Origin of the sequence: Streptomyces sp. ActVer (genome assembly GCF_027270795.1) — a bacterium.
Classification (GTDB): Bacteria; Actinomycetota; Actinomycetes; order Streptomycetales; family Streptomycetaceae; genus Streptomyces; species Streptomyces umbrinus_A.
This window is the reverse complement of the sequence record NZ_JAPWHT010000014.1, coordinates 1-24067: the sequence shown is the minus strand read 5'-3', so window position 1 is coordinate 24067 and position 24067 is coordinate 1. Positions and strand designations below refer to the sequence as shown.

The 24067-nt window shown below is 70.4% G+C and carries 30 protein-coding genes; 13 read left to right on the top strand and 17 right to left on the bottom strand.

What is annotated here, in order from left to right; genetic code table 11:
- Positions 1-2: 2 nt before the first annotated feature.
- Together O3Q52_RS04290 and O3Q52_RS04285 are read right to left on the bottom strand one after the other, a co-directional pair.
- Complete coding sequence (locus O3Q52_RS04290) at positions 3-467, bottom strand: ArsI/CadI family heavy metal resistance metalloenzyme (RefSeq protein WP_269647429.1); 465 nt, start codon at positions 465-467, stop codon at positions 3-5.
- A gap of 28 nt (positions 468-495) precedes the next feature.
- Positions 496-1863, bottom strand: coding sequence for an NAD(P)-binding domain-containing protein (locus O3Q52_RS04285; protein WP_269647428.1), 1368 nt, complete (start codon positions 1861-1863; stop codon positions 496-498).
- Positions 1864-1971: 108 nt separating this feature from the next.
- Between O3Q52_RS04285 and O3Q52_RS04280 the strand changes: the two genes are divergently transcribed.
- Together O3Q52_RS04280 and O3Q52_RS04275 are read left to right on the top strand one after the other, a co-directional pair.
- Positions 1972-3027, top strand: a complete 1056-nt coding sequence (locus tag O3Q52_RS04280; protein WP_269647427.1) for an NAD(P)/FAD-dependent oxidoreductase — start codon at positions 1972-1974, stop codon at positions 3025-3027.
- Positions 3028-3076: 49 nt separating this feature from the next.
- On the top strand, positions 3077-3454 hold the full coding sequence (locus O3Q52_RS04275; protein WP_269647426.1) for a helix-turn-helix transcriptional regulator: 378 nt from the start codon (positions 3077-3079) through the stop codon (positions 3452-3454).
- 180 nt (positions 3455-3634) lie between these two features.
- Here the strand turns inward: O3Q52_RS04275 and O3Q52_RS04270 are convergent, their stop codons facing one another.
- Both O3Q52_RS04270 and merB read right to left on the bottom strand, forming a co-directional pair.
- Positions 3635-4183 carry a DinB family protein gene (locus O3Q52_RS04270; protein ID WP_269647425.1) on the bottom strand — a complete coding sequence of 183 codons (549 nt, stop codon included), beginning with the start codon at positions 4181-4183 and terminating at the stop codon, positions 3635-3637.
- Positions 4184-4249: 66 nt separating this feature from the next.
- Positions 4250-5233, bottom strand: a complete 984-nt coding sequence (merB, locus tag O3Q52_RS04265) for an organomercurial lyase (RefSeq protein WP_269647424.1) — start codon at positions 5231-5233, stop codon at positions 4250-4252.
- Positions 5234-5318: 85 nt separating this feature from the next.
- Here merB and O3Q52_RS04260 point away from each other — a divergent pair, with 85 nt between their 5' ends.
- Positions 5319-5717, top strand: coding sequence for a heavy metal-responsive transcriptional regulator (locus O3Q52_RS04260; RefSeq protein WP_269647423.1), 399 nt, complete (start codon positions 5319-5321; stop codon positions 5715-5717).
- Here O3Q52_RS04260 and O3Q52_RS04255 read toward each other — a convergent pair.
- The 7 genes from O3Q52_RS04255 to O3Q52_RS04225 all read right to left on the bottom strand — a co-directional run bounded on the left by O3Q52_RS04255 (position 5704) and on the right by O3Q52_RS04225 (position 10620).
- Positions 5704-6702: a bile acid:sodium symporter gene (locus O3Q52_RS04255; RefSeq protein ID WP_269647422.1), complete on the bottom strand. Its 999-nt coding sequence runs from the start codon at positions 6700-6702 to the stop codon at positions 5704-5706. The two genes, O3Q52_RS04260 and O3Q52_RS04255, sit on opposite strands and share 14 nt — an antisense overlap.
- Positions 6703-6765: 63 nt before the next feature.
- Positions 6766-7071, bottom strand: a complete 306-nt coding sequence (locus O3Q52_RS04250; RefSeq protein ID WP_269647421.1) for a hypothetical protein — start codon at positions 7069-7071, stop codon at positions 6766-6768.
- On the bottom strand, positions 7068-7859 hold the full coding sequence (locus O3Q52_RS04245; protein ID WP_269647420.1) for a MerR family transcriptional regulator: 792 nt from the start codon (positions 7857-7859) through the stop codon (positions 7068-7070). Before O3Q52_RS04245 ends, O3Q52_RS04250 begins: the two co-directional genes overlap by 4 nt.
- A gap of 34 nt (positions 7860-7893) precedes the next feature.
- Entirely contained in the window at positions 7894-8958 is a 1065-nt protein-coding gene (locus O3Q52_RS04240; protein ID WP_269647419.1) for an ArsO family NAD(P)H-dependent flavin-containing monooxygenase, read from the bottom strand.
- Positions 8955-9206, bottom strand: a complete 252-nt coding sequence (locus O3Q52_RS04235) for a DUF2180 family protein (RefSeq protein ID WP_269647418.1) — start codon at positions 9204-9206, stop codon at positions 8955-8957. The genes O3Q52_RS04240 and O3Q52_RS04235 overlap by 4 nt, the downstream gene beginning before the upstream one ends.
- Positions 9206-10315 carry an ACR3 family arsenite efflux transporter gene (arsB, locus tag O3Q52_RS04230; protein WP_269647417.1) on the bottom strand — a complete coding sequence of 370 codons (1110 nt, stop codon included), beginning with the start codon at positions 10313-10315 and terminating at the stop codon, positions 9206-9208. The genes O3Q52_RS04235 and arsB overlap by 1 nt, the downstream gene beginning before the upstream one ends.
- Positions 10312-10620 (bottom strand): helix-turn-helix transcriptional regulator, encoded by a 309-nt coding sequence (locus O3Q52_RS04225; RefSeq protein WP_269647416.1) that lies wholly within the window; start codon positions 10618-10620, stop codon positions 10312-10314. Before O3Q52_RS04225 ends, arsB begins: the two co-directional genes overlap by 4 nt.
- Positions 10621-10712: 92 nt before the next feature.
- Between O3Q52_RS04225 and O3Q52_RS04220 the strand changes: the two genes are divergently transcribed.
- The 3 genes from O3Q52_RS04220 to trxA are packed head-to-tail and all read left to right on the top strand — an operon-like array spanning position 10713 to position 12461.
- Complete coding sequence (locus tag O3Q52_RS04220; RefSeq protein ID WP_269647415.1) at positions 10713-11126, top strand: arsenate reductase ArsC; 414 nt, start codon at positions 10713-10715, stop codon at positions 11124-11126.
- Positions 11123-12103, top strand: a complete 981-nt coding sequence (gene trxB / locus O3Q52_RS04215; RefSeq protein ID WP_269647414.1) for a thioredoxin-disulfide reductase — start codon at positions 11123-11125, stop codon at positions 12101-12103. The genes O3Q52_RS04220 and trxB overlap by 4 nt, the downstream gene beginning before the upstream one ends.
- Before the next feature lie 34 nt (positions 12104-12137).
- A complete protein-coding gene (gene trxA / locus O3Q52_RS04210) occupies positions 12138-12461 on the top strand; it encodes a thioredoxin (RefSeq protein WP_269647413.1) in 324 nt (107 codons plus the stop codon).
- 90 nt (positions 12462-12551) lie between these two features.
- Here trxA and O3Q52_RS04205 read toward each other — a convergent pair whose 3' ends face one another.
- The 6 genes from O3Q52_RS04205 to O3Q52_RS04180 form a co-directional block, all read right to left on the bottom strand.
- Entirely contained in the window at positions 12552-12695 is a 144-nt protein-coding gene (locus tag O3Q52_RS04205) for a hypothetical protein (RefSeq protein WP_269647412.1), read from the bottom strand.
- Positions 12696-13684: 989 nt separating this feature from the next.
- Complete coding sequence (locus O3Q52_RS04200; protein ID WP_269647411.1) at positions 13685-14581, bottom strand: DUF5655 domain-containing protein; 897 nt, start codon at positions 14579-14581, stop codon at positions 13685-13687.
- Between the two features lie 268 nt (positions 14582-14849).
- Positions 14850-15482, bottom strand: coding sequence for an isoprenylcysteine carboxylmethyltransferase family protein (locus O3Q52_RS04195; protein WP_269647410.1), 633 nt, complete (start codon positions 15480-15482; stop codon positions 14850-14852).
- Positions 15479-16213 (bottom strand): cation transporter, encoded by a 735-nt coding sequence (locus tag O3Q52_RS04190; protein WP_269647409.1) that lies wholly within the window; start codon positions 16211-16213, stop codon positions 15479-15481. The genes O3Q52_RS04195 and O3Q52_RS04190 overlap by 4 nt, the downstream gene beginning before the upstream one ends.
- On the bottom strand, positions 16213-16548 hold the full coding sequence (locus O3Q52_RS04185) for a helix-turn-helix transcriptional regulator (protein ID WP_269647408.1): 336 nt from the start codon (positions 16546-16548) through the stop codon (positions 16213-16215). Before O3Q52_RS04185 ends, O3Q52_RS04190 begins: the two co-directional genes overlap by 1 nt.
- A gap of 108 nt (positions 16549-16656) precedes the next feature.
- Entirely contained in the window at positions 16657-17679 is a 1023-nt protein-coding gene (locus O3Q52_RS04180; RefSeq protein WP_269647407.1) for a cation diffusion facilitator family transporter, read from the bottom strand.
- 306 nt (positions 17680-17985) lie between these two features.
- Here O3Q52_RS04180 and O3Q52_RS04175 point away from each other — a divergent pair, with 306 nt between their 5' ends.
- The 7 genes from O3Q52_RS04175 to O3Q52_RS04145 all read left to right on the top strand — a co-directional run.
- On the top strand, positions 17986-18657 hold the full coding sequence (locus O3Q52_RS04175) for a hypothetical protein (RefSeq protein ID WP_269647406.1): 672 nt from the start codon (positions 17986-17988) through the stop codon (positions 18655-18657).
- Between the two features lie 85 nt (positions 18658-18742).
- The gene (locus O3Q52_RS04170) at positions 18743-19330 is read left to right on the top strand and encodes a copper resistance CopC family protein (protein WP_269647405.1); all 588 of its coding nucleotides are present in this window, start codon (positions 18743-18745) and stop codon (positions 19328-19330) included.
- Positions 19320-21425 (top strand): bifunctional copper resistance protein CopD/cytochrome c oxidase assembly protein, encoded by a 2106-nt coding sequence (locus O3Q52_RS04165; RefSeq protein ID WP_269647404.1) that lies wholly within the window; start codon positions 19320-19322, stop codon positions 21423-21425. Before O3Q52_RS04170 ends, O3Q52_RS04165 begins: the two co-directional genes overlap by 11 nt.
- Positions 21422-22081 carry a thioredoxin domain-containing protein gene (locus tag O3Q52_RS04160; protein WP_269647403.1) on the top strand — a complete coding sequence of 220 codons (660 nt, stop codon included), beginning with the start codon at positions 21422-21424 and terminating at the stop codon, positions 22079-22081. Before O3Q52_RS04165 ends, O3Q52_RS04160 begins: the two co-directional genes overlap by 4 nt.
- A 19-nt stretch (positions 22082-22100) precedes the next feature.
- Positions 22101-22673: a carbonic anhydrase gene (locus O3Q52_RS04155; RefSeq protein WP_269647402.1), complete on the top strand. Its 573-nt coding sequence runs from the start codon at positions 22101-22103 to the stop codon at positions 22671-22673.
- Between the two features lie 42 nt (positions 22674-22715).
- Positions 22716-23180, top strand: coding sequence for a DUF3093 domain-containing protein (locus O3Q52_RS04150; protein ID WP_269647401.1), 465 nt, complete (start codon positions 22716-22718; stop codon positions 23178-23180).
- Between the two features lie 78 nt (positions 23181-23258).
- Positions 23259-24067: hypothetical protein (locus tag O3Q52_RS04145; RefSeq protein ID WP_269647400.1), on the top strand; the 809-nt coding region annotated here is incomplete at its 3' end.

Below are 24067 nucleotides of genomic sequence, written 5' to 3'. Positions count from 1 at the left end.
GATCAGCAGCAGCCGCCTGCGGCGACCGGTTCCTTCGAGCCGGTGTCGGCCGAGGCCACGCCCGTGCAACAGGTGCTGCCCTGCTGCTTGGCCAGGGAGTCGGCATCGGCCTTGACGACGTACACCTCCCAGGGTTCCTGGCCGGGGCCGTGGACCCAGACCTTGTCCTGCAGGGCGTAACAACAGGTGGTGTCGTTCTCCACGTCGGTGGTCAGTCCGGCCTCGCCCAGGCGGGCGGTGGCGGCGTGCACCGCCTGGGTCGTCATGACCTCGACGCCGAGGTGGTCTATGCGGGTTGCCTCATCTGTGGTGCCTTCGATGAGGACGAGCTTGAGCGGCGGCTCGTCAATGGCGAAGTTGGCGTAGCCGTCGCGGAGCTTGGCGGGCTCGGTGCCGAACAGCTTGCTGTAGAAGGCGACGGACGCATTGAGGTCGGGAACGCGCAGGGCGAGCTGTACGCGGGACATGGCGAACCTCCTGGGAAAGGTGGGGAGTTCAGCAGCCGCCGGACGCGGTTGCGGGGGTGCCGATGCCAATCTGGAGGGTGGCCGGGGCGTCGCAGCAGCCGCCGCCCTCACTGCTCTGAGCAGCGTCGGGGTCGTCGAACAGGCCCGCGCCGCCGCAGACGCCGGTCTCCGGCAGGGTCAGCTCGACGCGCTCGGCGGCCTCGCGGTCGCCGGCGAGGGCTGCGGTGATGGAGCGGACCTGCTCGTAGCCGGTCATGGCGAGGAACGTCGGGGCGCGGCCGTAGGACTTCATGCCGACCAGGTAGACGCCCTGCTCCGGGTGGGAGAGCTCGTTGACGCCGTGCGGGTAGACCGTGCCGCAGGAGTGGACGTTCGGGTCGATGAGCGGGGCGAGCGCGGTGGGGGCCTGGAGGCGCTCGTCGAGGCCGAGGCGGAGCTCGGAGAGGAAGGACAGGTCGGGGCGGAAGCCTGTCAGGACGATGACCTCGTCGACCGGGTCGAGGCGGCGCCCGTCCTCGGCGACGAGGACGAGCTGGTCGCCGTCGCGTTCCACAGCCTGGGTACGGAAGCCGGTGACCGCGCTCGCGTGGCCAGCCTCGACGGCTGCCTTGGCGCGCAGGCCCAGCGCGCCGCGCGCGGGCAGCTCGTCCGCCTCGCCGCCGCCGTACGTGCTCGCGCCGATGCCGCGGCGCAGGATCCACGCGGCGTGGGTCCCGTCCGCCTCCTTAGCGAGATCGGCGAGGTAGGCGAGGGCGGTAAAGGCGGATGCACCCGAACCGATCACGGCGGTGCGCTTGCCCGCGTACCGGGCGTGTGCGGCCGGGTCGCCCAGGTCGGGGACCTTGTAGGAGATGTGGTCGGCGGCTGTCTTCTCGCCGAGGGCTGGCAGGCCGTCGGCGCCCATCGGGCTGGGGGTGGACCAGGTGCCGGAGGCGTCGATGACGGCGCGGGCGGCAAGAAGCTCCTCGCGGCCGTCGGTGAGCTGGATGTGGACGGTGAAGGGCTGCTCGTCGCGGCCGGAGTCGACGATGCGGTCCCGGCCCGCGCGGGCGACACCGGTGACCGTGGCGCCGTAGCGGACCTTGTCGCCGAGGACGTCGGCGAGCGGCTGCAGGTAGTGCTCGGCCCAGTCGCCGCCCGTGGGGTAGGCGGTCCCATCGGGGCGGACCCAGCCGGTCGGGGCAAGGAGCTTCTCCGCGGCCGGGTCACTGACCTCAGCCCAGGGGGAGAACAACCGCACGTGCGACCAGGCCCGTACTGCGGTGCCGGCGGACGGCCCGGCCTCCAGGACGAGCGGTTCGAGGCCGCGCTCGATGAGGCGGGCGGCGGCGGCCAGGCCGATCGGGCCGGCTCCGACGACCACGACGGGCAGCTGGTCGGTGGTGGGCGCGTTCACGAGATTCCCCTTTGCTTCGACATTCGTCGATGGCTTGCGCGACCCAGCATGGCACCTGTATTGATGAACGTCAACATAGACATCCATCGAAACCAGGGGCTTTGGACTGTGGAGCAGGTCGACGTCGCGGTGATCGGAGGCGGCCGGTCCGGGCTGGCCGCCGCGCACGCCCTTCGCGCACAGGGGCTTCAGCCGGTGGTACTGGAGGCGTCGGAGCAGGCGGCAGGGTCGTGGCCGCACTACTACGACAGCCTCACCCTCTTCTCACCGGCCCGGTACAGCTCCCTGCCCGCTCTGCCGTTCGGCGGCGACCCGGACCGCTACCCGCACCGCGACGAGGTCGTCGCCCACCTGCGGCGCTGCGCCGAGCGGCTGGAGACCGAGATCCGTACCCGGACCCGGGTGCGGGAAGTCCGCTTCGGGGACGGCGCGTTCAGGCTGAGCCTGGAAGGCGGCGGACGGCTGGTGGCGCGCGCCGTAATCGCGGCGACCGGCACCTTCCGCCACCCCCACCAGCCGGACCTCCCAGGGCTGGAGACCTACACCGGAACCCTGCTGCACGGCGCCGATTACCGCGCACCCGAGCCGTTCGACGGACAGCGGGTCATGGTCGTCGGCGCCGGGAACTCCGCGGTGCAGATCGCCGCCGAGCTCGCCGAGCGGGCTCGGGTGACGCTCGCGGCGCGGCATCCGGTGCGGTTCGCCCGGCAGCGCATCCTGGGCCGGGACCTGCACTGGTGGCTGGCCCGCACCGGGCTCGACACACTGCCCGTCGGCCGCTTCCTTTCCGCGCCGCCGACCCAGCTGGTCATCGACGACGGCCACTACCGGGCCGCCGTCACCTCCGGGAGGCCGGACCGGCGCCCGGTGTTTACCGGGATCGACGGCACGAAGGTCACTTGGGCAGACGGAAGCACGGAGGAGGTGGACGCGATCGTGCTGGCCACCGGCTACCGTCCCGACCTGGGCTACCTCGCCCCGCTCGGCGCCCTCGATGTCACAGGGCATCCTCGCCACCGGGAAGAAATGTCGCTGACGCACCCGGGGCTGGCCTACGTCGGGCTGGAGTGGCAGCGAAGCCTGTCGTCGAACTCCCTGCGCGGGGCCGGGAGGGATGCCACCCGGGCTGCTCAGCACATCGCCGCCCACCTGTCCCGCATCTGAGGCCGTTCAGCCCTCGCCTCACTGGTTCGACATGTGTCAACATAGATACATGTCGAATACGAAGGTGCTGCCGCTTTTGGACCCCGCTGATGGTCAGGCCGTAGCACCGTGCTGCCCGCCGCTCACCGAGCGCCCGTTCACCGCGGAGGAGGCCGAGACCGCCGCGCGGATGTTCAAGGCACTGGGCGACCCGGTGCGCCTGCGGCTGTTCTCAGCAGTGGCCTCGCACGAGGGTGGTGAGGCGTGCGTGTGCGACATCTCCGACGTCGGGGTATCCCAGCCGACCGTCTCTCACCACCTGAAGAAGCTCAAGGAGGCCGGGCTGCTGACCTCCGAGCGGCGCGGGACCTGGGTCTACTACCGGGTCGAGCCTTCCGTGCTGGCCGCGATGGGCAAGCTGCTGACCATCGCGCCGGTCCCGGCCTGAGCGTGATCAAGGGCCGCGGCGAAGGCCGCCGTGTCCAGCCCGACCCCGGCTGAAGCATCCCGGGTAATCGTCGTACCGATGGCGGTCGATCTTGGCGTGGACGCGCGTGGAGCGGTGCTCGGCTGGATGCTGCCACGAGCGGGCGCGGGGTGATCGTGCTGGACCGCCGCAGTCCGCGCGTCAGCCGGGCGCGCTCTCGCTGCCGAGGGTGAGTTGACGGTGGTGGAAGTCGAAGTGCTGGGTCGGGTAGCAGTAGATGTCCGCGAGGGTCATGAAGTCTTCGAAGAAGGGATCCCAGCGGACCGGGTAGTGCATGCCGCGAGCGAGGTCCGTCTCGGACTCGGTGGCAAGCTGTCGCTGCAGGGATCCTGTGACGCGGTCGAAGGCGGTGCCCATGCGGTGCGAGCTGAAGACCGTCACGGCCCCGCACGGACCGAGGTAGTTGACCAGGTCGAACGCCACTGTGGCCGCGTTGAGCACCCGCGCGAACATTTTGCTCGCCCTGCGGGGCAGCCGCCCGAACACGCGCACCAGGATGAGCAGGGCCCGGACGACCATGTAGCCGAAGAGCATGTGCCACAGCAGCTGCTGGTTGGTCCACTTGGTGCCGCGGGTGGGCCGGGCGAGATCATCCTTCGACGCGTCGGCGAGGAGTTGGTGGAAGGTTTCGCGGGCGCGCGCGTAGTCGTCGCACACGGCTTGGCGGTCCGTCGGTTCCGCGTTCGTCATGGCCTGCTCGTTCTCGGTCTCCGCTCCGCCCTCGGAACTGCGATGATGCCGCCCCGGTCGGATCTGTCACCGCTCGCCGCCGTGTTCCTTGTGGAGGATCGGGCCGAAGGTCTGCTGCCCGATCCGCAGGGCCCGGTCCTGGCTGACGATCTGGCCGCTGATCTCTGGGTGGGCTTGCTGCCACTGCCGGGCGGAGGCGCGGCTGGTGAAGAAGTTCAGTGCGTCGCAGCACACCGTGGCGGCCGGTCCGTCGGCTTCGCGGCGGCCGATAAACACGACCGCGTCCGTCGGCTCCCAGTGTGTGCTGCCGGCGGTGAAGGTGATGGTCACCGGCTGGTCGTTGACCGGGTCGGAGGAGGAGATCCGTACGTCCTGGCCGCCGAGCATGGCGGAGATGCCGAGGGCGTCGACGGCGCACATCGACCACACCTGCGCTCCGCTCGCCAGCCTCACCCGGTGGCGGGTTCCGACCGCCGAGAACGGGTATGCCGCACGGATCCGCCCGGCGGCGTCGAGGGTCAGGAAGTCCTCGCGGTCCAGCTCGGCGAGGACTTCGGCCGCAGTCCTGCCCGCGACGGCGGCTATCGGATCGAGTGCGGTGATATCCGGTGCCGCGCCTTCGGCAGCGAAGTGCCGCAGCACCGCCTGGTGGGCGGCGCGTAGCCCGCGCTCGGCCGGGGCTCGCCGGCCACGGCCGAACCGTCCGACGGGATCCAGCAGATCCGCTGTGCAGCACTCCTGTTCCTCGGCGGCCTGGACGCCCAGCGCCTGGCACAGGGCCTGGATGCTCGGGGCCCCGTCCGCGCGGCCGTCCGCGTCCCGGTAAAGGCGGCAGGACACACTCGCCGGGGCCCCGGCCATCGCGAACGGGTCGACGCCGTCGAGCAGGACGGTGGGTGAGCCCGTCATGCCCCAGCGGGCGGCCTCGGCCTCCTCGCGCACCTCGACGAGCTCCACCTGGGCGCTCCGGCCAGCCAGCGCCGCGGTGATCCGCTCCCGTACGACCGGCACGTTCGGGCAGTCCGGTACCGCGAGGATGGTGATCCGCATATCCGCTGTCCTCCCAGTCCACGGCCACTCGCCCCGACCGTAGACCTTCCAGCGCACTGGAAGGTCAAGCCGCTAGCGTGGAGGTATGCGTATCGGCGAGCTGGCGGCCGCGGGCGGGCTGACCACCAAGACCATCCGGTTCTACGAGCAGGCCGGACTGCTGCCCGCGCCCCCGCGTACCGCCGGCGGCTACCGCGACTATCCGCGGCACACGGTCTCCAGGCTGGGCTTCATCCGTGACGCCCAGGCCGCCGGGCTCACCCTCGCCGAGATCCGCTCCGTGCTCGCTCTGCGCGACAGCGGGCAGGCTCCCTGTGCCCAGGTCGGTGCGCTGATCCACCAGCATCTGGCGGAGATCGACCGGCGGATGGCCGAACTGCGCGAGGCCCGTACCGCGCTGCGGGAGCTGGCCCGGCGGGCAGCGGTGACCGATCCCGATGCGTGTGCCGAGGGCGAGATCTGCACCATCCTCAGCCGGCCATGACCGACGTCCGGTCCGGGGCCGGTACGAGGCGGGGGATGAGGCGTACGTAGGCGACCATGCCGATGACCTCGACGAGGGTCTGGGTGACCACGACGACCGCGGCGACGGCCAGGTCGTCGGGCAGGGCGAGGGCGAGGGGCAGGACAACCAGCGAGTTGCGGGTGGCGCCGGTGAAGACGACGGCCCGGGACGCGGGGGCGTCGAGCCGGAAGAGACGTGCCAACACACGCCCGGCGAAGGCCATGACGATCAGGAAGACGGCGTAGACGGGGATGACGGCCGCCACGTCGCCGAGGCGGCCATCCAGCTTGGGGACCTGGGAGGCGACGACCGTGATCAGGGTGGCGGCCATCAGCGGCACCATGGTGGTGGTCGCGGCGCCGGAGACCTTCTGGCCGGCTGGACGGCGCGCGGCCCACGCCTGCAGGACCCAGGCCAGGGCGAGCGGGATGACGATCAGGAAGAGGAAGGCTTGCAGGAACGGGCCCGCCTTGACGATGTTCCCCAGGTCCGGGCCCATGAACAGGTACAGGAAGCCGGGCAGGAGCAGCATCTGCGCGACGAGCAGGAGCGGGGTGGCGGCCAGCAGACGGCGGCTGTCGCCGCCGGCCAGTCCACTGAAGACGATCACGTAGTCCACGCACGGGCACAGCAGCACCAGCAGGACGCCGACCCGGACCGCCTGGTCGGCGGGCAGGAACGTGAACAGGGCCGCCACGACGAGGGGCACGACCACGAAGTTCACGGTCATCGCGGCGGACAGGAACCGGCCGTCGCGCAGCGAGCGGAGCAGATCCGAGGCCGGGACCTGGAGGAAGGTGACGAACAGCAGTGCGCCGAGGACGGGGTTGATGGCGTGCTCCAGGCCGGGGCCTGCGGCGGGCGCCGCCCAGCCGAGGAGGCCGCCCAGGGCCATGGCTCCGAGGTAGATCGCGACCTGGTGGTCTTCCATCCGTTCGACCAGGCCGTGCTGTTCCTGCGACACCGTGTCCGACTCCTTTTGCTGCTCGTGCTGATCCGTGTGGTTGAGCCCCTTGTTGGGCGTGGTTCATTGTGGCAAGCGGTCGGGGCCGGGGCCGTGCGGGACCCGGGTGGGCATGCCCACATCGACGGGGCCAGGGCCCGTCTGGCAGGCGGACGTCCGCTTTCTGCGGCGGTGCACCCATACGGCCGCCGAGGCGGCGAGGACCGCGACGACGGCCAGGGCCGGTATCCAGATCGCGCCGATGACGGAAGCGGCTCCGATGCCGCCCAGCACGGCCAGCAGGGGTCCCACGCAGCACACCGCGCAGGCGGCCACCGCGAAGAGCCCCATGCTCATGACGGACTTGCCGGAGGAACGGGGGGTGGTCACGAGGCGGCTCCGAAGAGGTCGGCCAGCAGGGATCCGGCGGCCTCGGGGGCGCGCACGGTCAACGCCAGCGAGGCAGGGGTCAGGTGCAGGGAGAAGTCGAAGAAGGCGCAGCAGCCCTGCTCGGCCGCCGCCAGCGCGGCGAGTTCGGCCGCCAGCGCGGGGATGCTGGGAAAGGTCAGGCACACACCGTCCGCGACCTCCTCACGCCCCGTGGCCCGGGCGATCAGAGCCCGCCACTGCTCCGTCCGCTCACCGAGCTCATCACCGCCCAGGGTGCAGGCCACCGGCGCCTCCCGCCACGACTCACCGGCCCTGGCCGGCGCCGATGACGTGGCGGGCGGACGGGTGGGTGACAGCTCCACCAACACGGCGCCCGGCGCCCCGCCCTCACTGGTGCAGCCGCAGTCCGGACCGCAGGCACCCGAAGGAGCCGGACCGGCCAGCCGCTCGTGCACGTCGGCGAGCCGGGCGGAGAACGCCGTCAGCTCAGCCGCACGCCGGTCCGCGTCCGCGATCCGGTCGGCGACCAGGGGCACCATCCGGGCCCGTACCGCCGCGCACACCCCGTCGTCCCGTACGTCGAGCAGGTCGCGGATGTCTTCGAGTGCGAGCCCCAGCAGCTTGGCGGAGGAGATGAAGGCCAGGCGCTCCACCGACTCCTCGTCGTAGGCGCGGTAGCCGGACGCGGTGCGCTCGGCCGGCAGGAGCCCGGCCGTCTCGTAGAACCGCAGCGTGGACGCCGGAACGCCGGAGCGTTCGGCCAGCTGGGATATCCGCAGAGTGCTCATGCCTCGAACGTAAACCTTCGAGTCGACTGGAAGGTCAAGCCCGCAGCATGCCCGCGACCTCACGGGCCGCGTCCCGGGCCGGGCGGCCCACACCGATGAGGGTCGCCGAGGCGGGTCCGGTCCAGTCGCCGTAGCCGAGCAGGTGCAGACGCGGCTCGTCCACTGCGCGCGTGCCGTGGGTGTCGATGTGGCCGCGTCGGCCACGGAGCTGGAGCGGGGCAAGGTGGGAGAGGGCCGGGCGAAAGCCCGTGCACCAGATGATCGCGTCGGCCTCGGCCTGGGTGCCGTCGGCCCATTCGACGCCGCCGGGGACGAGGCGGCTGAACATCGGGGCGGCCTTCAGCAGTCCGCGGTCGCGGGCTTCGCGGACGGGTGGTACGGCGACGATGTCACCGAGCGAGGCGACGCCTCCCGTGTCGGTGCGGCCCTCGTCGAGGGCGCGGCGGCGGGCGGAAGCGGCATCGAAGAGGGCACGGCCGTCGATGTCGTCGGCCAGATAGCGCGGCGGGCGCTGGGTGGCCCACGTCAGCTGGGTGTCGTAGGCGAGGTCGGCGGCGATCTGGGCGCCGGAGTTGCCGCCGCCGACCACGACGACGCGGCGGCCGGCGAAGTCCTGCGGTCGCCGGTACTCGACGGTGTGCAGCTGCTGTCCGCCGAAGTCCTCTCGGCCGGGGACGGCGGGGAGGAAGGGCCGCCACCAGGTGCCGGTCGCGCTGATCACGGCTCGGGCGTGCCATGCGCCGGAATCGGTCTCCACCCGCAGAAGCCCGCCTTCGCGGTGCACCCCGGAGACGCGTACCGGTCGCTCCATGGGCAGCTCGTAGCGCTTTTCGTAGTCCCGCAGGTAGGCCACCACATGTCCGGCGTCCGGATACTCCTGCCCCGGCTGCGGGGGCATGAGCCGCCCGGGCAGGGAGGAGAAGGCAGCCGGGGAGAACAGGTGGAGCGAGTCCCAGGTGTGCTGCCAGGCGCCGCCGGGCGAGGGCTGGGCGTCGAGGATGACGAAGTCCACGCCCAGGCGGCGCAGGTGGTAGCCGGCGGCGAGGCCGGACTGGCCGCCGCCGACGATCACCACCTGCGTGCGCCGGGCGCTCGTCATGAGGTGCGGGCCGTGTGGGCGGTCTGCGGGCGGCACGCCGCGTGGGCGCGGTGTGCCGCGGCGCAGGTGGCGCACAGCAGCCGGCGCACCGGCGGCTCGATGGCCACCGGGCGGGAGACCGGCTTCGTACAGGTCAGGAACTGCTCGGACGTCTCGGAGTGGACGGGGCAGACGGCGGCTCCGCACTGGGCGCAGACACCGACCGCGGCGACCTGCGCCCCGAGCCCGGAGCAGTCCAGACAGTGCATCAGCTCTCCTGCGACACGGCCGTCAGCTGCCGTCCGTCGCTGAACTTCCTGCGCCAGGCCAGAGCGACGTAGACCAGGCCGATCAGGACGGGGACTTCGATGAGCGGGCCGACGACACCGGACAGTGCCTGGCCGGAAGTGACGCCGAAGGTGGCGATGGCGACCGCGATGGCCAGCTCGAAGTTGTTGCCCGCGGCCGTGAACGCGAGCGTCGCGGTGCGGTCGTAGGCGAGGCCGAGGGCCTTGCCGAGGGCGAAGGTGCCGAAGAACATCACGGCGAAGTAGACCAGGAGCGGCAGCGCGATGCGGACGACGTCGAGCGGCTGCGAGGTGATCGTCTTTCCCTGCAGGGCGAAGAGGATGACGATCGTGAAGAGCAGGCCGTAGAGCGCCCAAGGGCCGATCTTCGGCAGGAAGTTCGACTCGTACTTCTCCCGGCCGAGCTTCTGCTCGCCGATCCGGCGGGTCAGGAATCCGGCCAGCAGCGGGACGCCGAGGAAAATGACGACGTTCAGGGCGATCTTCCACATGGAGATGTCGAGGTGCTCGCCGTCGCCCAGGCCGAGCCAGCCCGGCAGCAGGTCGAGGTAGAACCAGCCCAGTAGGCCGAACGCGATGACCTGGAAGACCGAGTTGAGGGCGACAAGAACGGCCGCCGCCTCACGGTCGCCGCAGGCGAGGTCGTTCCAGATGATGACCATGGCGATGCAGCGGGCGAGGCCGACGATGATCAGGCCGGTGCGGTACTCGGGCAGGTCCGGCAGGAAGATCCAGGCCAGCGCGAACATGATCGCCGGGCCGACGATCCAGTTGATGACCAGCGACGAGACCATCAGCTTGCGGTCGCCGGTGACGGCGTCGAGCTTGTCGTAACGGACCTTGGCCAGCACCGGGTACATCATGATCAGCAGTCCGACGGCGATCGGCAGCGAGATGCCGCCAATCTCGACCTTGGCCAGGGCGTCGTTCAGGCCCGGGATGGCGCGGCCGAGGCCGAGGCCGAGGGCCATGGCGAGCAGGATCCAGACGGCGAGGAAGCGGTCGAGCGTCGACAGCTTCGCGACGACCGAGGACTCCTCGGTGGTCGCGGCTGCTTCAGTGGGGGTCACGGGCAGGCCCTCTTGTTCTCGGCGGCATTGCGAGCGGACTCGGCCAGGTCGGCGAACTGGCCTGCGAGCTGGGCGATGACGTCAGGGCGCAGCTTGTAGTACGTGTACCGGCCGCACGGTTCTGTCTCGACCACCCCGGCCTCGCGCAGCACTCTCAAATGGTTGGAGAGGTTGGTCTGCTTCGCACCGGTCTCTTCGATCAGGTGCGTGGAGCAGAGCGTTTCCTGGGCGAGCAGGGTGACGATCTGGAGGCGGAGCGGGTCGGCGAGGACTCGCATCAGATCAGTGTCGACTGACGTCATCATGGACTGATATTGTCACATCAGTGGTGGCTGACACCACCGGGTGCTGAATTCATTCGGGCCTGATGTCGTCGCGAGACAAGAGAGACCTCCAGATGTCCGAGAAGCCCTCCGTGCTGTTCGTCTGTGTCCACAACGCCGGCCGTTCCCAGATGGCCGCCGCGTGGCTGACCCACCTGGCCGGGGACCGTGTCGAGGTCCGCTCCGCCGGCTCCAACCCGGGCGCAGGCGTCAACCCGGCCGCCGTCGAGGCCATGGCCGAGGTCGGCATCGACATCTCCGCCGAGGTGCCGAAGACGCTCACCGTGGACGCGGTGAAGGAGTCGGACGTCTGCATCACCATGGGCTGCGGCGACACCTGCCCCGTCTTCCCCGGCAAGCGGTACCTGGACTGGCAGCTGGAGGACCCGGCGGGCCAGGGCGTCGAGGCCGTCCGTCCGATCCGTGACGAGATCAAGGTGCTGGTCGAGGGTCTCATCAAGGAGATCGCGCCGGAGCCGACCGCATGAGCATCAGCACGGATGTCCGCGAGGTCATCGTCATAGGCTCCGGACCCGCCGGATACACCGCCGCCCTCTACACCGCCCGCGCCGAACTCGAGCCGCTCGTCTTCGGCGGCGCCATCTTCGTCGGCGGCGCGCTGACCACGACCACCGAGGTCGAGAACTTCCCCGGCTTCCCCGAGGGCGTCGACGGACCGGTCCTCATGGAGAACATGCGGGCCCAGGCCGAACGGTTCGGCGCCGAGATGATCGACGACGACATCGTCGAGGTCGACCTGACCGGCGACATCAAGACCGTCACCGACACCGCCGGCGCCGTGCACCGCGCGAAGACGGTGATCGTCGCGACCGGCTCCGGCTACCGCAAGCTCGGGCTGCCGCGCGAGGACGAACTGTCCGGCCGGGGCGTGTCCTGGTGCGCTACGTGCGACGGCTTCTTCTTCCGCGACCGCGACATCGTCGTGGTCGGCGGCGGCGACACCGCCATGGAGGAAGCCACCTTCCTCACCCGGTTCGCCAAATCGGTCACTGTCGTGCACCGCCGCTCGACTCTGCGCGCCTCCCAGGTCATGCAGAACCGCGCCTTCGCCGACGACAAGATCTCTTTCGCCTTCGACAGCGAGATCGCGGAGATCAAGGAAGAGGACGGCAAGCTCTCCGGAGTCGCGCTGCGCGACGTCTTCACCGACAAGACCCGCGACCTCGACGTGACGGGCCTGTTCATCGCGATCGGCCACGACCCGCGCACCGAACTCTTCAAGGGCCAGCTGGAATTGGACTCCGAGGGCTACCTGAAGGTCGCCTCGCCCTCGACGCGCACGAACATCCCGGGCGTCTTCGGCGCCGGCGACGTCGTCGACCACACCTACCGCCAGGCCATCACCGCGGCCGGTTCCGGCTGCGCGGCGGCACTGGACGCTGAGCGGTACCTCGCCGCCCTCGCCGACGCACCCGCCGCGGCTGCGGCCCTCGCCGCCGTCTGACGGCACCCGTCCCGCCCCCTACGAGGAGACCCTCATGGCCCTCAAGAACGTCACCGACGCATCTTTCGAGCAGGACGTCCTGGGCAGCGACAAGCCCGTGTTCGTCGACTTCTGGGCGGCCTGGTGCGGCCGGTGCCGCCAACTCACCCCTTCCCTGGAGGCGATCGCGGCCGAGCACGGCGACGCCATCGAGATCGTCAAGCTCAACATCGACGAGAACCCGGACACCGCCGTGAAGTACGGCGTGATGTCGATCCCGACGATGAACGTCTACAAGGGCGGCGAGGTCGTGCAGACGATCGTCGGCGCCACGCCGAAGGCCGCGCTGGAGCGTGAACTGGCCGACCACCTCGGCTGAGTGGCCGCAAAAGTAGGACCGGTCCCTTGACGGGCCGGTCCTTTGCTGTACGACAGCGCAAATGGCGGCTGCAGCCGTGGCGCCCTGCGGCTACACCCGGTCGAGGGCCTGGGCCGCCAGTGCTCCGACCGACGGCTGCAGGATCGCGCGCACCTTGTTGAGGCCGTCGTAGTTGACCGAGTACCAGGACCAGGTGCCGCAGCGTTCGCGGTTCAGAAGGCCCGCCTCGGTCATGATCTTGAGGTGGTTAGCGGCGCTCCTCCAGTTCCAGAATGCAGCCGTGCTTGTTGCCGATGCGAGGGTTGGCCTCGTCCGGGCGCCGCCCAGCACTCGGGCGAGACGACCGGGGCGACTGCCGAGAACCCTGGGTCGCGCTGGCCGGACGGAGACCAGCCCACTCCACGGCGCCTGGTACCTCTCGGCTCCACAACCTTCAGCCAAGTATGAGGGCTTGCCAGGAGAAGCCGGGCGGTTGAGAGCAGCGCGACGTCGGGAAGCACGGCGACGAGCCTGGGGGCGGTGTATCCGGCTCTGGAGCCGACCTGCTCCGCGGACGCCGCGCTGATCAGCCTCATCCAAAGACGCTCAGCTCTGGACCGAGAGGAGGAACACCACCCAGGCATCTCGACCGGAGCGGCCGCGATCGGCATGTCGGAGGCCGGCCGTCCAAAACGTGCCCTCGATCATGTGTCCTGCCCGGGCTCAGGAGTGGGAACCTCCAGCATCCCTGGCACACGCGCACTGCACTCGCTGCCCGTCCTCCCAGGTACCGCTGTCACGACCCAGAGATCCTGAACATTTCAACGTGCCAAGGAAGCCCTTGGCTGCCAGCATCAGAAGCCGAATCCCCCGGCAGTCGCTCGGAGAAGCCCCCCCCCACACACCCCGAGTTCGCTGCTGGCCGATCTCTCCGAAACCCTCGCCCACGAAACCGGCCTTCGCCGCCCGCAGACCGCGGGCCCCGAACGCAGGACGACCCTCTTCACCAGCCCACCAGCCCACCAGCCGCTCCGGCGGTCACGGCCGGTCCCGCTGCCAGCCGTTCACACTGATCATCGGCACGCGAGAGCGGGGCAACATAGCGCGGGATCGCCGGTTAGCCAAACCGGCGATCCCGCGCACCATTGATAGGCCACCGCCACGCCCTGCCCGCACGTCGAAAGGCACCACCCAACGACCACAGAGCAGCCACAAAGCAAGCACAGCCAAGAGGCCACAGGCGATTACGCTGCTGCGTAGCTCGCCTGGAACAGATCCTGCGCCCGCTCCACGTCCTTCGGCGTACGCAGCTGCACCTCCAGATCACCCGTCCCGTGGTGACCGAGACCCGACACGTCACGGGTGAAACCCGGAACGAGGTCGACGTCCTGCGGGTCGACCTTCAGGTAGACCAGCAGCTTGCTCCGCTGCGGCGGACACAGGCAGGCGAAGTTCCGCAGCCGCTGATACGCCCGGTACTGCTTGCGCTCAACACGGTTCACACCGTCCCCGAGCCCGAGCAGTGCCTCGTCGACCACGCCCGCCAGCTCCATCATCGACGCGCCCTGGACGTCAACTGCTGCCCGAGCAACCGCCTGGCGACGCACCCGGCGGGCCACCTGCATGCCGCCGTTCACGGACGCCACGGTCTCAATCCCGAGTAGGTCGCTGCCGAAGAATCGGTAGCGGACCAAGTCGATCGACCGCCGGTGCTCGCGAACGGCATGCACGTCGTATCGCGTGAAGTCACCAGCGATACAGATCAGGCGCGGGCCACTCCACAGCACCTGGGACGCGGCCGTCACCCCGAGCCGGTCGCGGACCAGGCGCTCGAACTCGGCCCGGTGGTCCATCAACCACGCCAGGTAGAACAGGCCCTGGTTGATGACGCCGGCATCGACGCCGCGCTTGTACTCGACGATCACCGGCGATCCGTTCTCGTCCAGCCCGAGCGAATCGATCCGGCCCCCGTGGACCGGTCCCGTGCCGTACTCGCTCGCCAGGAACCGAACGCCCAACAGCGTCTCCATGTGCTCCTCGACGAGGCCCTGCACATCTGCCTCGACCTCAGCAAGACGCGGCGTGACCTCGGTCACGCCGCTCTTCGTTGTGCCCGTACGGAACAGCTTCAAGCCGACCACCCCCCGTCATCGCATCGGAGATCGACAACGTCGGGTGGGCAGAGATTTGTTTCCGCAACGCGCGTTAATCATGTGAAGAACGTGTGCTTGGGGCCCAATCGACTGGGGTTAGTAGCGGGCGGCTGCCGTCGGCACCCCCGATCCAGTTCTGGCCCGCCACTCGTTCACGCCGTGGGCGAGTGCGCCGGCCCGCTGGCGGAGTCGGGAGTGTTACCGCTGGTCAAGGTGGCCCCGGTCCTTTCGCCTGTGGTGTGGCATCGGAGCGTGGCTAGGGACTGGCGTCCGTGGCGTTGGTCCGGTGTCGTCCGGCGCCAGGTATGAAGCGGCCTGCCCCCGCCGCGTAGTCGAGGTAGGCAGAGCCGTGCATCGCCCGGAGATACGGCTCCTCGACCACACGTACCTGCAGCTCCACGGCGATGATCAGCGCGGCGAGGGAGGCGATCGCCAGGACGTTGGGGACCATCAACGTGAGTCCGAGTCCGGTGACGGCCATCGCGGTGAAGATCGGGTTGCGGACGCGGGCGAACGGGCCGCGGCTCACGAGAGTGGTGCGTTCTTCCTGGTCCACGCCCACGCGCCAGGACGCCCCCATGGCCCGCTGAGCGATCAGAGTGCCGACAACTCCGACCACGGCGATCGCCGTACCGGCCCCATGCACAGCAGGGGCATCGCCACCAAGGACGGGCAGGCCCACCAGTGTCGCGATGGGCGCGGCGGCAGCGCCGAGCAGGGCGACGACGAACAGCACCCCGGCCCACCAGGAGGCCGAGCCCGGCGTGCCCGAAAGACCGCGGAAACCCGAGTCGCCGGTACGGCGGAGCTGGATCACCGTGCGCACGCCGAAGGCGGTCACCAGCCAGAACCCGTACAGCGCCAGTGCTGCCCAGCCCCAGGCGGTCATCGGGCGTCCGCCTCCTTGGCCGGGGTGCAGCAGGCGCAGCCCGGGGCACAGCCGCACCCGTCCTGGTCCGCCGCTTCCGTGAGACCTCCGAGGGGCACGGCACAGCAGTTGTCGCCGCGCCATGTCTCGCGGCCTTCCTTGACCGCGACGACGGCGATCACGAGGGCGGCGAGCGGGTCGGCCCAGGTCCAGCCGAACAGGGAGTTGGCGAGCAGGCCGATGAGGAGGACGGCTGACAGGTAGGTGCACAGCAGGGTCTGCTTGGAGTCGGCGACGGCCGAGGCGGAGCCCAGTTCGCGTCCGGCGCGGCGCTGGGCGGCGGACAGGAACGGCATGACTGCCAGGGAGAGGGCGGCCAGCACGATTCCGGGCGTGGAGTGCTGTGCCTCGCCGCTGCCGGTCAGCGCGCGGACGGAGTCGACGGTGACGTAGGCGGCGAGCACGAAGAAGGACAGCGCGATGATGCGCAGCGCGGTCTTCTCCCGGGCCTCGCGAACGGTGTGGTCGGTGGCGGAGAACTGCCAGGCGACCGCGGCGGCGGAGGAGACCTCGATGACCGAGTCCAGACCGAAACCGATCAGGGCGGTCGAGGAGGCGAGGGTGCCGGCGGTGATCGCGACGACCGCCTCGATGACGTTGTAGGTGATGGTGGCGGCGACCAGCAGGCGTATGCGGCGGGCCAGTTGGGCTCGGCGGTCCGGCGTGGGGCCGAGGGATATCGTGGTGGTCATCAGCAGCAGCCCTTGTCTTCGGCGTCCGGGCAGGTGCGGTCGGCTTCGACGGCAAGGACCGCGCCGAGCAGGTCGTCCAGGGCGTGACCGAGGCGGGCGTCGGCCAGTTCGTAGCGCACGCGCCGCCCTTCAGGAGCGGCGACGACGATGCCGCAGTCGCGCAGGCAGGCGAGGTGGTTCGACAGCCGGGTGCGGGAGATCTCCAGCGCGTCGGCCAGATCGGCCGGGTGTGCGGGCGCCTTCCGCAGGGCGAGGAGGATGCGGCAGCGGATCGGGTCGGCGAGCGCGCGGCCGAAGCGGGCCAGGGCGTCGATGTCGGAGGCGATGGTCAGCACCCCACAACGGTACACAAATTCCTGGATTCAGGAAACCGTGGATTATCTGCTGAGGGGGTGGGGAGAGTGACCAGCCGTCCGTTTCGCAGCCCGGGAACAGCCAGGGCCTCAGTGCTGGTGCGGCCCGTCCCGGTGGACCGGCCCGTGCGGGTCCTCGCAGTGCGACGCGTCGTCGTTCGTGCCGCCGCCCAGCGCCACCTGCAGCACCGGGTCGGGGATGTGGTCGACCTGGAGCGTGGTGTGGGTGATGCCATAGTCGCGCTGGAGGAGTTCCTCCAGGTCGCGGCGCATGGCATGGCAGTCGCCGCCCGGCTCGACCAGAACATGCGCGGACAGCGCGGACTGACCGGAGGTGATCTGCCAGACGTGTAGGTCGTGGACCTCGACGACGGTCGGCTGGGCGACGAGCATGTCGCCCAGCGCGTCCGGGTCGATGTCGGCGGGGGCGGCCTCCAGGAAGATGCGGCCGGACTCGCGCAGCAGTCCGTACCCGGCCTTGAACATGAGGGCGACGACCACGAGCGTGGCGATGGCGTCGGCGCGGGCGAACCCGGTGAGCAGCACGATCAGACCGGCCACCGCGGTGCCGATGAAGGCGAACAGGTCGTTGAGGATGTGCTGGTAGGCGCCCTCGACGTTGAGAGAGGACCGGTTGGCCTTGGAAATGCACCAGGCTGCCGCGATGTTCACCACGATCCCGGCGAGGGCGGTGCCGAACACCAGTCCGCCTTCCACCTCCGGCGGATCGATGAGGCGGTGCACGGCCTCGTACGCCAGCCAGGCGCCGAGCAGCAGCAGCGTCAGCCCGTTGGCCTGCGCGGAGAGGATTTCCGCGCGCTTGAGCCCGTACGTGAAGACGCCGCGGGCCGGGCGGGCGGCCAGCCGCATGGCGATCAGCGCGAACACGATCGACACGGCGTCGGTCAGCATGTGCGCCGCGTCCGAGATCAGGGCGAGGGACTGAGCGGCTATGCCGATGACGACCTCGCCCGCCATGAATGTGGTGATCAGGGCGAGCGCGATCCCCAGCCAGCGCCGGTCGGCGTCCGCCGCGACGCCGTGGGAGTGCCCGGCGTGCCCGCCCCCTCCGTGCTCGTGCCCCGGGCCGTGCTCGTGGCTGTGATCGCTCATCGGTACGTCTTCCCCCTCGCGACGAATGCCTTGCCCTGAGTGAAACGCACACCACCGCGAATCGCCAAAGGCTGCATCGGTGACCGTTGTCATGTCGGTTAAATAGCCTCTGACCTGCACAAATTCAACGACCGGCGGAAGCGCCCGAGCGGGGCGCGTCACGAGCTCCACCCTGTCGTGAACCGGTGGGCGGGGTAGTCGGTACGCTGCCAGGGTGTACGGGCCTCGCGGTTGCGTTCCGTACCCCGCCCCGTCACCCGCCGCCCCATCGCTCCCCGCGAGGGACTTCCTGAAGGCCCCGATCTGATGCGCACGCACTGTCTCCGAGGACCCGGCTCGCCGGCGTCCGGTGCGGTGCGCGGGCTGCGGGCCGGGGTTCTGGCGGTGCTGTGTGTGTTGCTGCCGCTGGCCGGGCATGTGCTGTCGCAAGGGCACACGCCCCGGTGGATCATCGTGGCCGCGATGGCAGCGGTCGTCGTACCCGGCGCGGCAGTCCTGACGCGGCAGCGGCTGACCGACACCCAGTTGCTGGGCGTGCTCGCGGTCGCGCAGCTCGCTTACCACGGCGCCTACTCCCTGCCGGGAGCCTGCGCGGCGGTGACCGGCCAGGACGGCATCCTCGGTGGTCTGTCCTGGCTGATGGAACATGACGCGATCGCCGGGCCGCCGCCCGGTGTGCTGCTGGCCGGGCACCTGGTCACGCTGTTGCTCGCCGCCCGTCTGCTGGGCATCACGGAGCGGCTGCTGTGGCAGAGCAAGCCTCTGCTGGCCGCCGTGGGAAGTCTGCTGCTGTTCGTCTGGCCGCTCCTGAACGGTCGTCACGACACCGGGCCGCAGGCAGCGTTCGCCGAGAGCACCTCGCCGCTGGTGTCGGCGCTGCTGGTGCGGCTGCACGAGGGCAGGGCGCCCCCGCGCCACGGGCACAGTTCGTTCGCCCTTTTCCGGCCGACGCCGATCGGCGTTCCCTGCATGCCTTGACGGGCCTGACGCGAGGACCGCCCGGCGGGCCGGTTCCTCCCACCCCGTAGACCGAGTCGCCGGGGGATACAGAGAGTCCCGCGTCATGAACGTCATCGACCGGCGTGCCGTCCGCACGGCGGCCCGCACCCTCGTCGTACCCGCCGCCCTGGCGGTTCTGGCCGTCACCGCTCCACAGGCCGCCGCCCACACCGAACTCGAGACCAGCAGTCCGGGCGCGAACGCCGCGCTCGCCGGACTGTCCCCGCGCGTCACGCTGACCTTCAGCGACGCGATGACCCAGAAGTACGCCAAGATCGCCGTCACCGCGCCGGACGGCGAGTCGGCCGCGACGGGCGAGCCCCAAGTCTCGGGCAAGACGGTCACGCTCGCCCTCGACACCGGCTCCCCTGCCGGGCGCTACACGGTGGGATACCGGGTCGTCTCGGCCGACGGCCATCCCGTCTCGGGCTCGTACACCTTCACCGTCCAGGGGACGGGCAGTTCCAGTCCGTCGCCGCGTTCGACGGAGGCGGCCAATGCGCCGGCTCGGGAGACCGCGGCGGACGAGGCTGCTGGGGAGTCTTCCGACGCGGGCGTCACCATGCTGATCGGTGCCGGTGTGCTGGCCGTGGCTGTGGCGGCCGCGGGCGGGTACGTGGCGCGGCGGAGGCGGGCCGGTCATGGCCACTGAGACCACCAAGACCAGGCGGCTGCCGCAGCTGCCCCTCGTGCTGGCCGCATCGGTCGGCGTCGCCGTCGCGGTGACGGCCGTTGCCGTGTGGGCCGGTGGCGGCGCGGCGGTCGAGATCCCCGGCATTCCGGACGCCGGGGCGGTGACTGCATGGGGCCTGCCCGTTGCCCGGACGGTCGCGGACACAGCCGCGGTGGCCACGATCGGTGCGTTGCTGTTGATCGTCGTCCTGCTGCCGGGCGGTAAGAAGCTCAGCGACACGCAGCTGCGCTACCTCAACTGGGCTGCGGCAGCGGCGGCCTTGTGGGCGGCCGCATCGGCCGCCGCGCTGGTGTTCACGCTCTCGGACCTGTTCGCCCAGCCCGTCACAGAGGTCGCTTCCGCAGCGGTCCTGGCGGACTTCGTCACGACCGACGCCCAGGGACGCTCGTACGCCCTGATGACGGCCGCCGCCGGAACGATCGCAACGCTGTGCGTGGGGATCAGCACGGCGCGCTGGGCCCGCCTGGCCCTCCTGGTCGCGCTCGCCGGACTGCTGCCGCCGGTCTTCACCGGGCACTCCTCGGCAGCCGGCAACCACGACGCGGCGGTCACCAGCCTTGCCCTGCATCTGGTGGGCGTGGCCGTGTGGGTCGGCGGCTTGGTCTTCGTCCTCGTGGTCGCCGCGCGCCGCGAGGACGAGGCGGCGGACGCGGCCCGGCGCTTCAGCCCGCTCGCCGCCTGGGCGCTTCTCGCAGTCGCGGCCAGCGGGATCGTCAACGCCGCCGTCCGGCTCCCGGCCGTAAGTGACGTGTTCACCAGCCGGTACGGGTTGATGATCATCGGCAAGACGGTGGCGCTCGCCGCACTGGGCGGCATCGGCTGGTGGCACCGCCAGCGCACCCTGCCCGCTCTGAAGGACGGCAGGCGGCGGGCGTTCGTCCGGCTCGCGGCCGGTGAACTGCTGCTCATGGCCGCCGCGATGGGGCTCGCGGTGGGCCTGTCGCGTACCCCGGCACCCGGCGCCGGCGGCGCCTCGCTCTCGCCCACCGAGGAACTGCTGGGCTTCCCCATGCCCCCGCCGCTCGGCGACTTCCCCTGGACGCCGCTGTTCACGCAGTGGCACTTCGACCCCGTGTTCGCCTTCGGCACCGCGGCGGCTGCACTGCTCTACCTGGCGGGCGTGGCCAAGCTGCGGGCTCGGGGCGACAAGTGGCCCGTCGGGCGCACCATTTCGTGGCTGCTGGGCCTGGCAGTGACCGTGCTGGCGACCATGAGCGGGCTCGCGGTCTACGGCAAGGTGCTGTTCAGCGTGCACATGGGCCAGCACATGATCCTCGCGATGACGGTGCCGATCCTGCTCGTCCTGGGCGCCCCCGCCACGCTCGCCCTGCGGGCGCTGCCCCCCGCCCCGAAGGGGGAGCCGGACGGGCCGCGAGAGATGCTGATGAAGCTGCTGCACAGCCGCTACGTGGCGGTGATCTCGCATCCGGTGGTGGCGAGCGTGCTGTTCATCGCCAGCGCCTTCGTCGTCTACTACAGCTCGCTTTTCGAGACCCTGATGCGCAGCCACCTCGGGCATATGTTCATGCTGGTGCATTTCCTGGCCGTCGGGCTGCTGTTCTTCTGGGTCGTCATCGGCATCGACCCCGGGCCGCGGCGCCCGCCTCATCTGGGACGGCTGTTCGCGCTGATTCTGACAATGCCGTTCCACTCCTGGTTCAGCATCTCGCTGATGAGCTCGTCCGCGCTGATAGGCGAGGGATGGTGGTCGGCGCTCGACCGGCCCTGGGTCGAGTACGCGATGGACGACCAGTACAACGCCGGGGCCATCGCCTGGGCCACCGGCGACATCCCCGTACTGATCACCACGATCATCCTGTCGATCCAGTGGGTGCGCTCGGACCAGCGCGAAGCCCGCCGCGTCGACCGGAAGATCGACCGTGGCGATGCCAACGACCCGCTGGCCGCCTACAACGCCTACCTGGCGAGCCTGCACGCCCGCGACCGCCGCCCCGCCCGGGCGACGCCACCACCGCGTACCCCGGAAAGCACCGGCGAGACCGCGGCTCCTCCCGCCCGCCCCGTCCCTACCGACCCCGGCAAGGAATCATGAAGAAGCATCTGTTCGTCGCCGCGGTGATCGTGGCCGCGTTCGCCGCCGCCCTCGGCGCCTTCCTGCTCGTCTCCCCCGACGACCGCGACTCGGGCGGCCTGGACGTGAAGCCCGCCGCCGAAGCGCTGCCCCTACGCGACACCAGCCACCGCCTCACCGACCCGAAAAAGAGCGAGCTGACCCTCGTGGAGTTCCTGGACTTCGAGTGCGAGGGGTGCGGGGCGATGTACCCGATCGTGGAGAAGCTGCGCGAGGAGTACGGGGACCGGGTCACCTTCGTCGCCCGCTACTTTCCGATGCCCGGGCACCGCAACGGCGAGCTCGCCGCGCGGACCGCCGAAGCCGCCGCCCGGCAGGGGAAGTTCGAGGAGATGTACACCAAGCTCTTCACGACCCAGAAGGAGTGGGGCGAGGCACAGGAGTCCAAGCAGGACGTCTTCCGCGGGTTCGCGAAGCAACTCGGCCTGGACCTGAAGCAGTTCGACGCCGATCTGAAGAATCCGAAGGTGGCGGCACGCGTGCAAGCTGACCAGCGCGACGGCCTCGGGCTGAACGTCCAGGGCACCCCGACCTTCTTCCTCGACGGAGAAATGGTCGCCACTCCCGGCTCGTACGAGGCGTTCAAGGCGCTCATCGACACCCGTCTGTCCGACTGACGCAGCGGAAAGGGCACGCATGCAGTACCTCATCGATCAGGCCCGCGTCTTCCGCGCCCGCGCGGCCGCGCACGGCATGGACCTCGGCGACCTCGCGGACGGCCACCGGCCGCGTGCGCTCTTCGTCTCGTGCTCAGACGCTCGTCTTATCCCCGCCCTGCTCACCGGCGCCCAGCCCGGGGACCTCTTCGAACTGCGCACCTACGGCGGGCAGGTCCCCCGGTGTGACACCCAAGCCCTGTCGGGCGAAACGCGCACGATCGAGTACGTCGTCGAGGAACTGAAGGTCTCGGACGTCATCGTGTGCGGCCACTCGCGGTGCGACGTCGCCAGTGATGCCGTACGCCGGGCCGGGACGTTGCCGGCGAACGACATGTCATGGCCGGACGATTCGGCCCTCACACTGGCCGGAGACGACACGGCCGCCGGCCAGTGGCACACCCTGGCCCAACTCGACGCCCTCAGCGGCTACCCGTCCGTCATACCCCGGCTCGCCGACCGAACGCTGCGCTTGCACGCCTGGTTCTACGACGTCGACACCGGTGCCGTATGCCAGTACTACCCGCGCGCCAGCGCCTTCCTCCCCCTGTGAACTCCCCTGAACAGCCCCGCCGGCCCCGACATATTCGACAAGGTGACCGCCGTGCCCCTCGACAAGACCCTCAGGTACGACGAACGCCTCACGGCACCCAAAGCCTGGTGGGTCATCGCCGCACTCTTCGGCCTCTCCATGGCCCTGATCTTCCTGCCATACGGCCTGATCGCCGCCCTCATCGCCCTGGTGGCGGGCACCTGCCTCGCCGGGTTCTACGTCAGCGGGCAGGGCTCAATGCGGATCCGGGTCACCGGCGAACTGCTGGTTGCCGGTGACGCCCGCATCCCCCTGAAAGCACTGGGTGACGCGGAGGTGCTGGAAGGCGAGGAGGCCCGCGCCTGGCGCACGTACAAGGCCGACCTGCGGGCCTTCATGCTGATGCGCAGCTACATCACCACCGCGGTACGCGTCGACGTCGTCGACCCCGACGACCCCACCCCCTACCTCTACCTCTCCACCCGCTCCCCCGACCGGCTCGCCGAGGCGATCAGTGCGCGAGCCTGATCGTGCGGCGTCGCACGGCTGTTCCCAAGACGGCCGCCAACTGGTAGTTGGTGATGGGCGACCGTGCCTCGTGATCACGTGACCGGAGACGAGCGGCGTACCGGAACAGGCAGGACCAGCCGCGCGGGCGCGTACGCGCGGGCCGGTCTGTTCGCCGTGCTCGGCACCGTGCTCGCGACCTTCGGTCACCACGCAATCGCCGAAGGCACAGTGCCCTGGCGGCTGGCGGGCACGGCGATCGTGGCCCAATTCGTAGCGGTCTGGCCGCTGACAAGGCACCGCTACGCGCCGACCGCGACCGTGGTGTTCACGTTGGCGACGCAGGGGATGCTGCATCTCGCGCTGTCCTTCACGGACGGCGACACGCAGGCGGCCGTGCCGGAGCACGCGATGCACGCCGGGCACGGCGCTACCGCTGCGGCGGACGGTCACGCCTGGCACCACGCCGGGGCGACGATGACGACCGTGCACGCGGTCGCCGCGCTGGTCGTGGCCTGGCTGCTGCACCGGGCGGACGCGCGGATGACAGCTGCGCTCGGCGCGCTCCGCACGCTCGCCGGGGCGGCCGCGGCCGCCCTGGCCCATGTACTGCCGCGCCCGGTCTGCGGCACCGGAAGGGCGTTGTTCGCGCTGCCCGATCGGCGGCTGTACGCCTCCTTCGAGGTGGCGATACAAGCGGGGGACGATGTACTGGAGTACGCGGTGGTGCGCAGAGGGCCACCGCGCGGGGAGCACCTTCGGTCCGTCACCGGCCCCGGTGTCTGTGGGGCCGGTTCTTCCCGTATCAGCAAGGAGTTCTCCTGTGTCCATGTCCCACCACGCGGTGGCCCGTGCGGGCCGCCGTGTCGCGCTCGCCGGTGCCGCCGCGCTGACGGCCACGCTCGCCC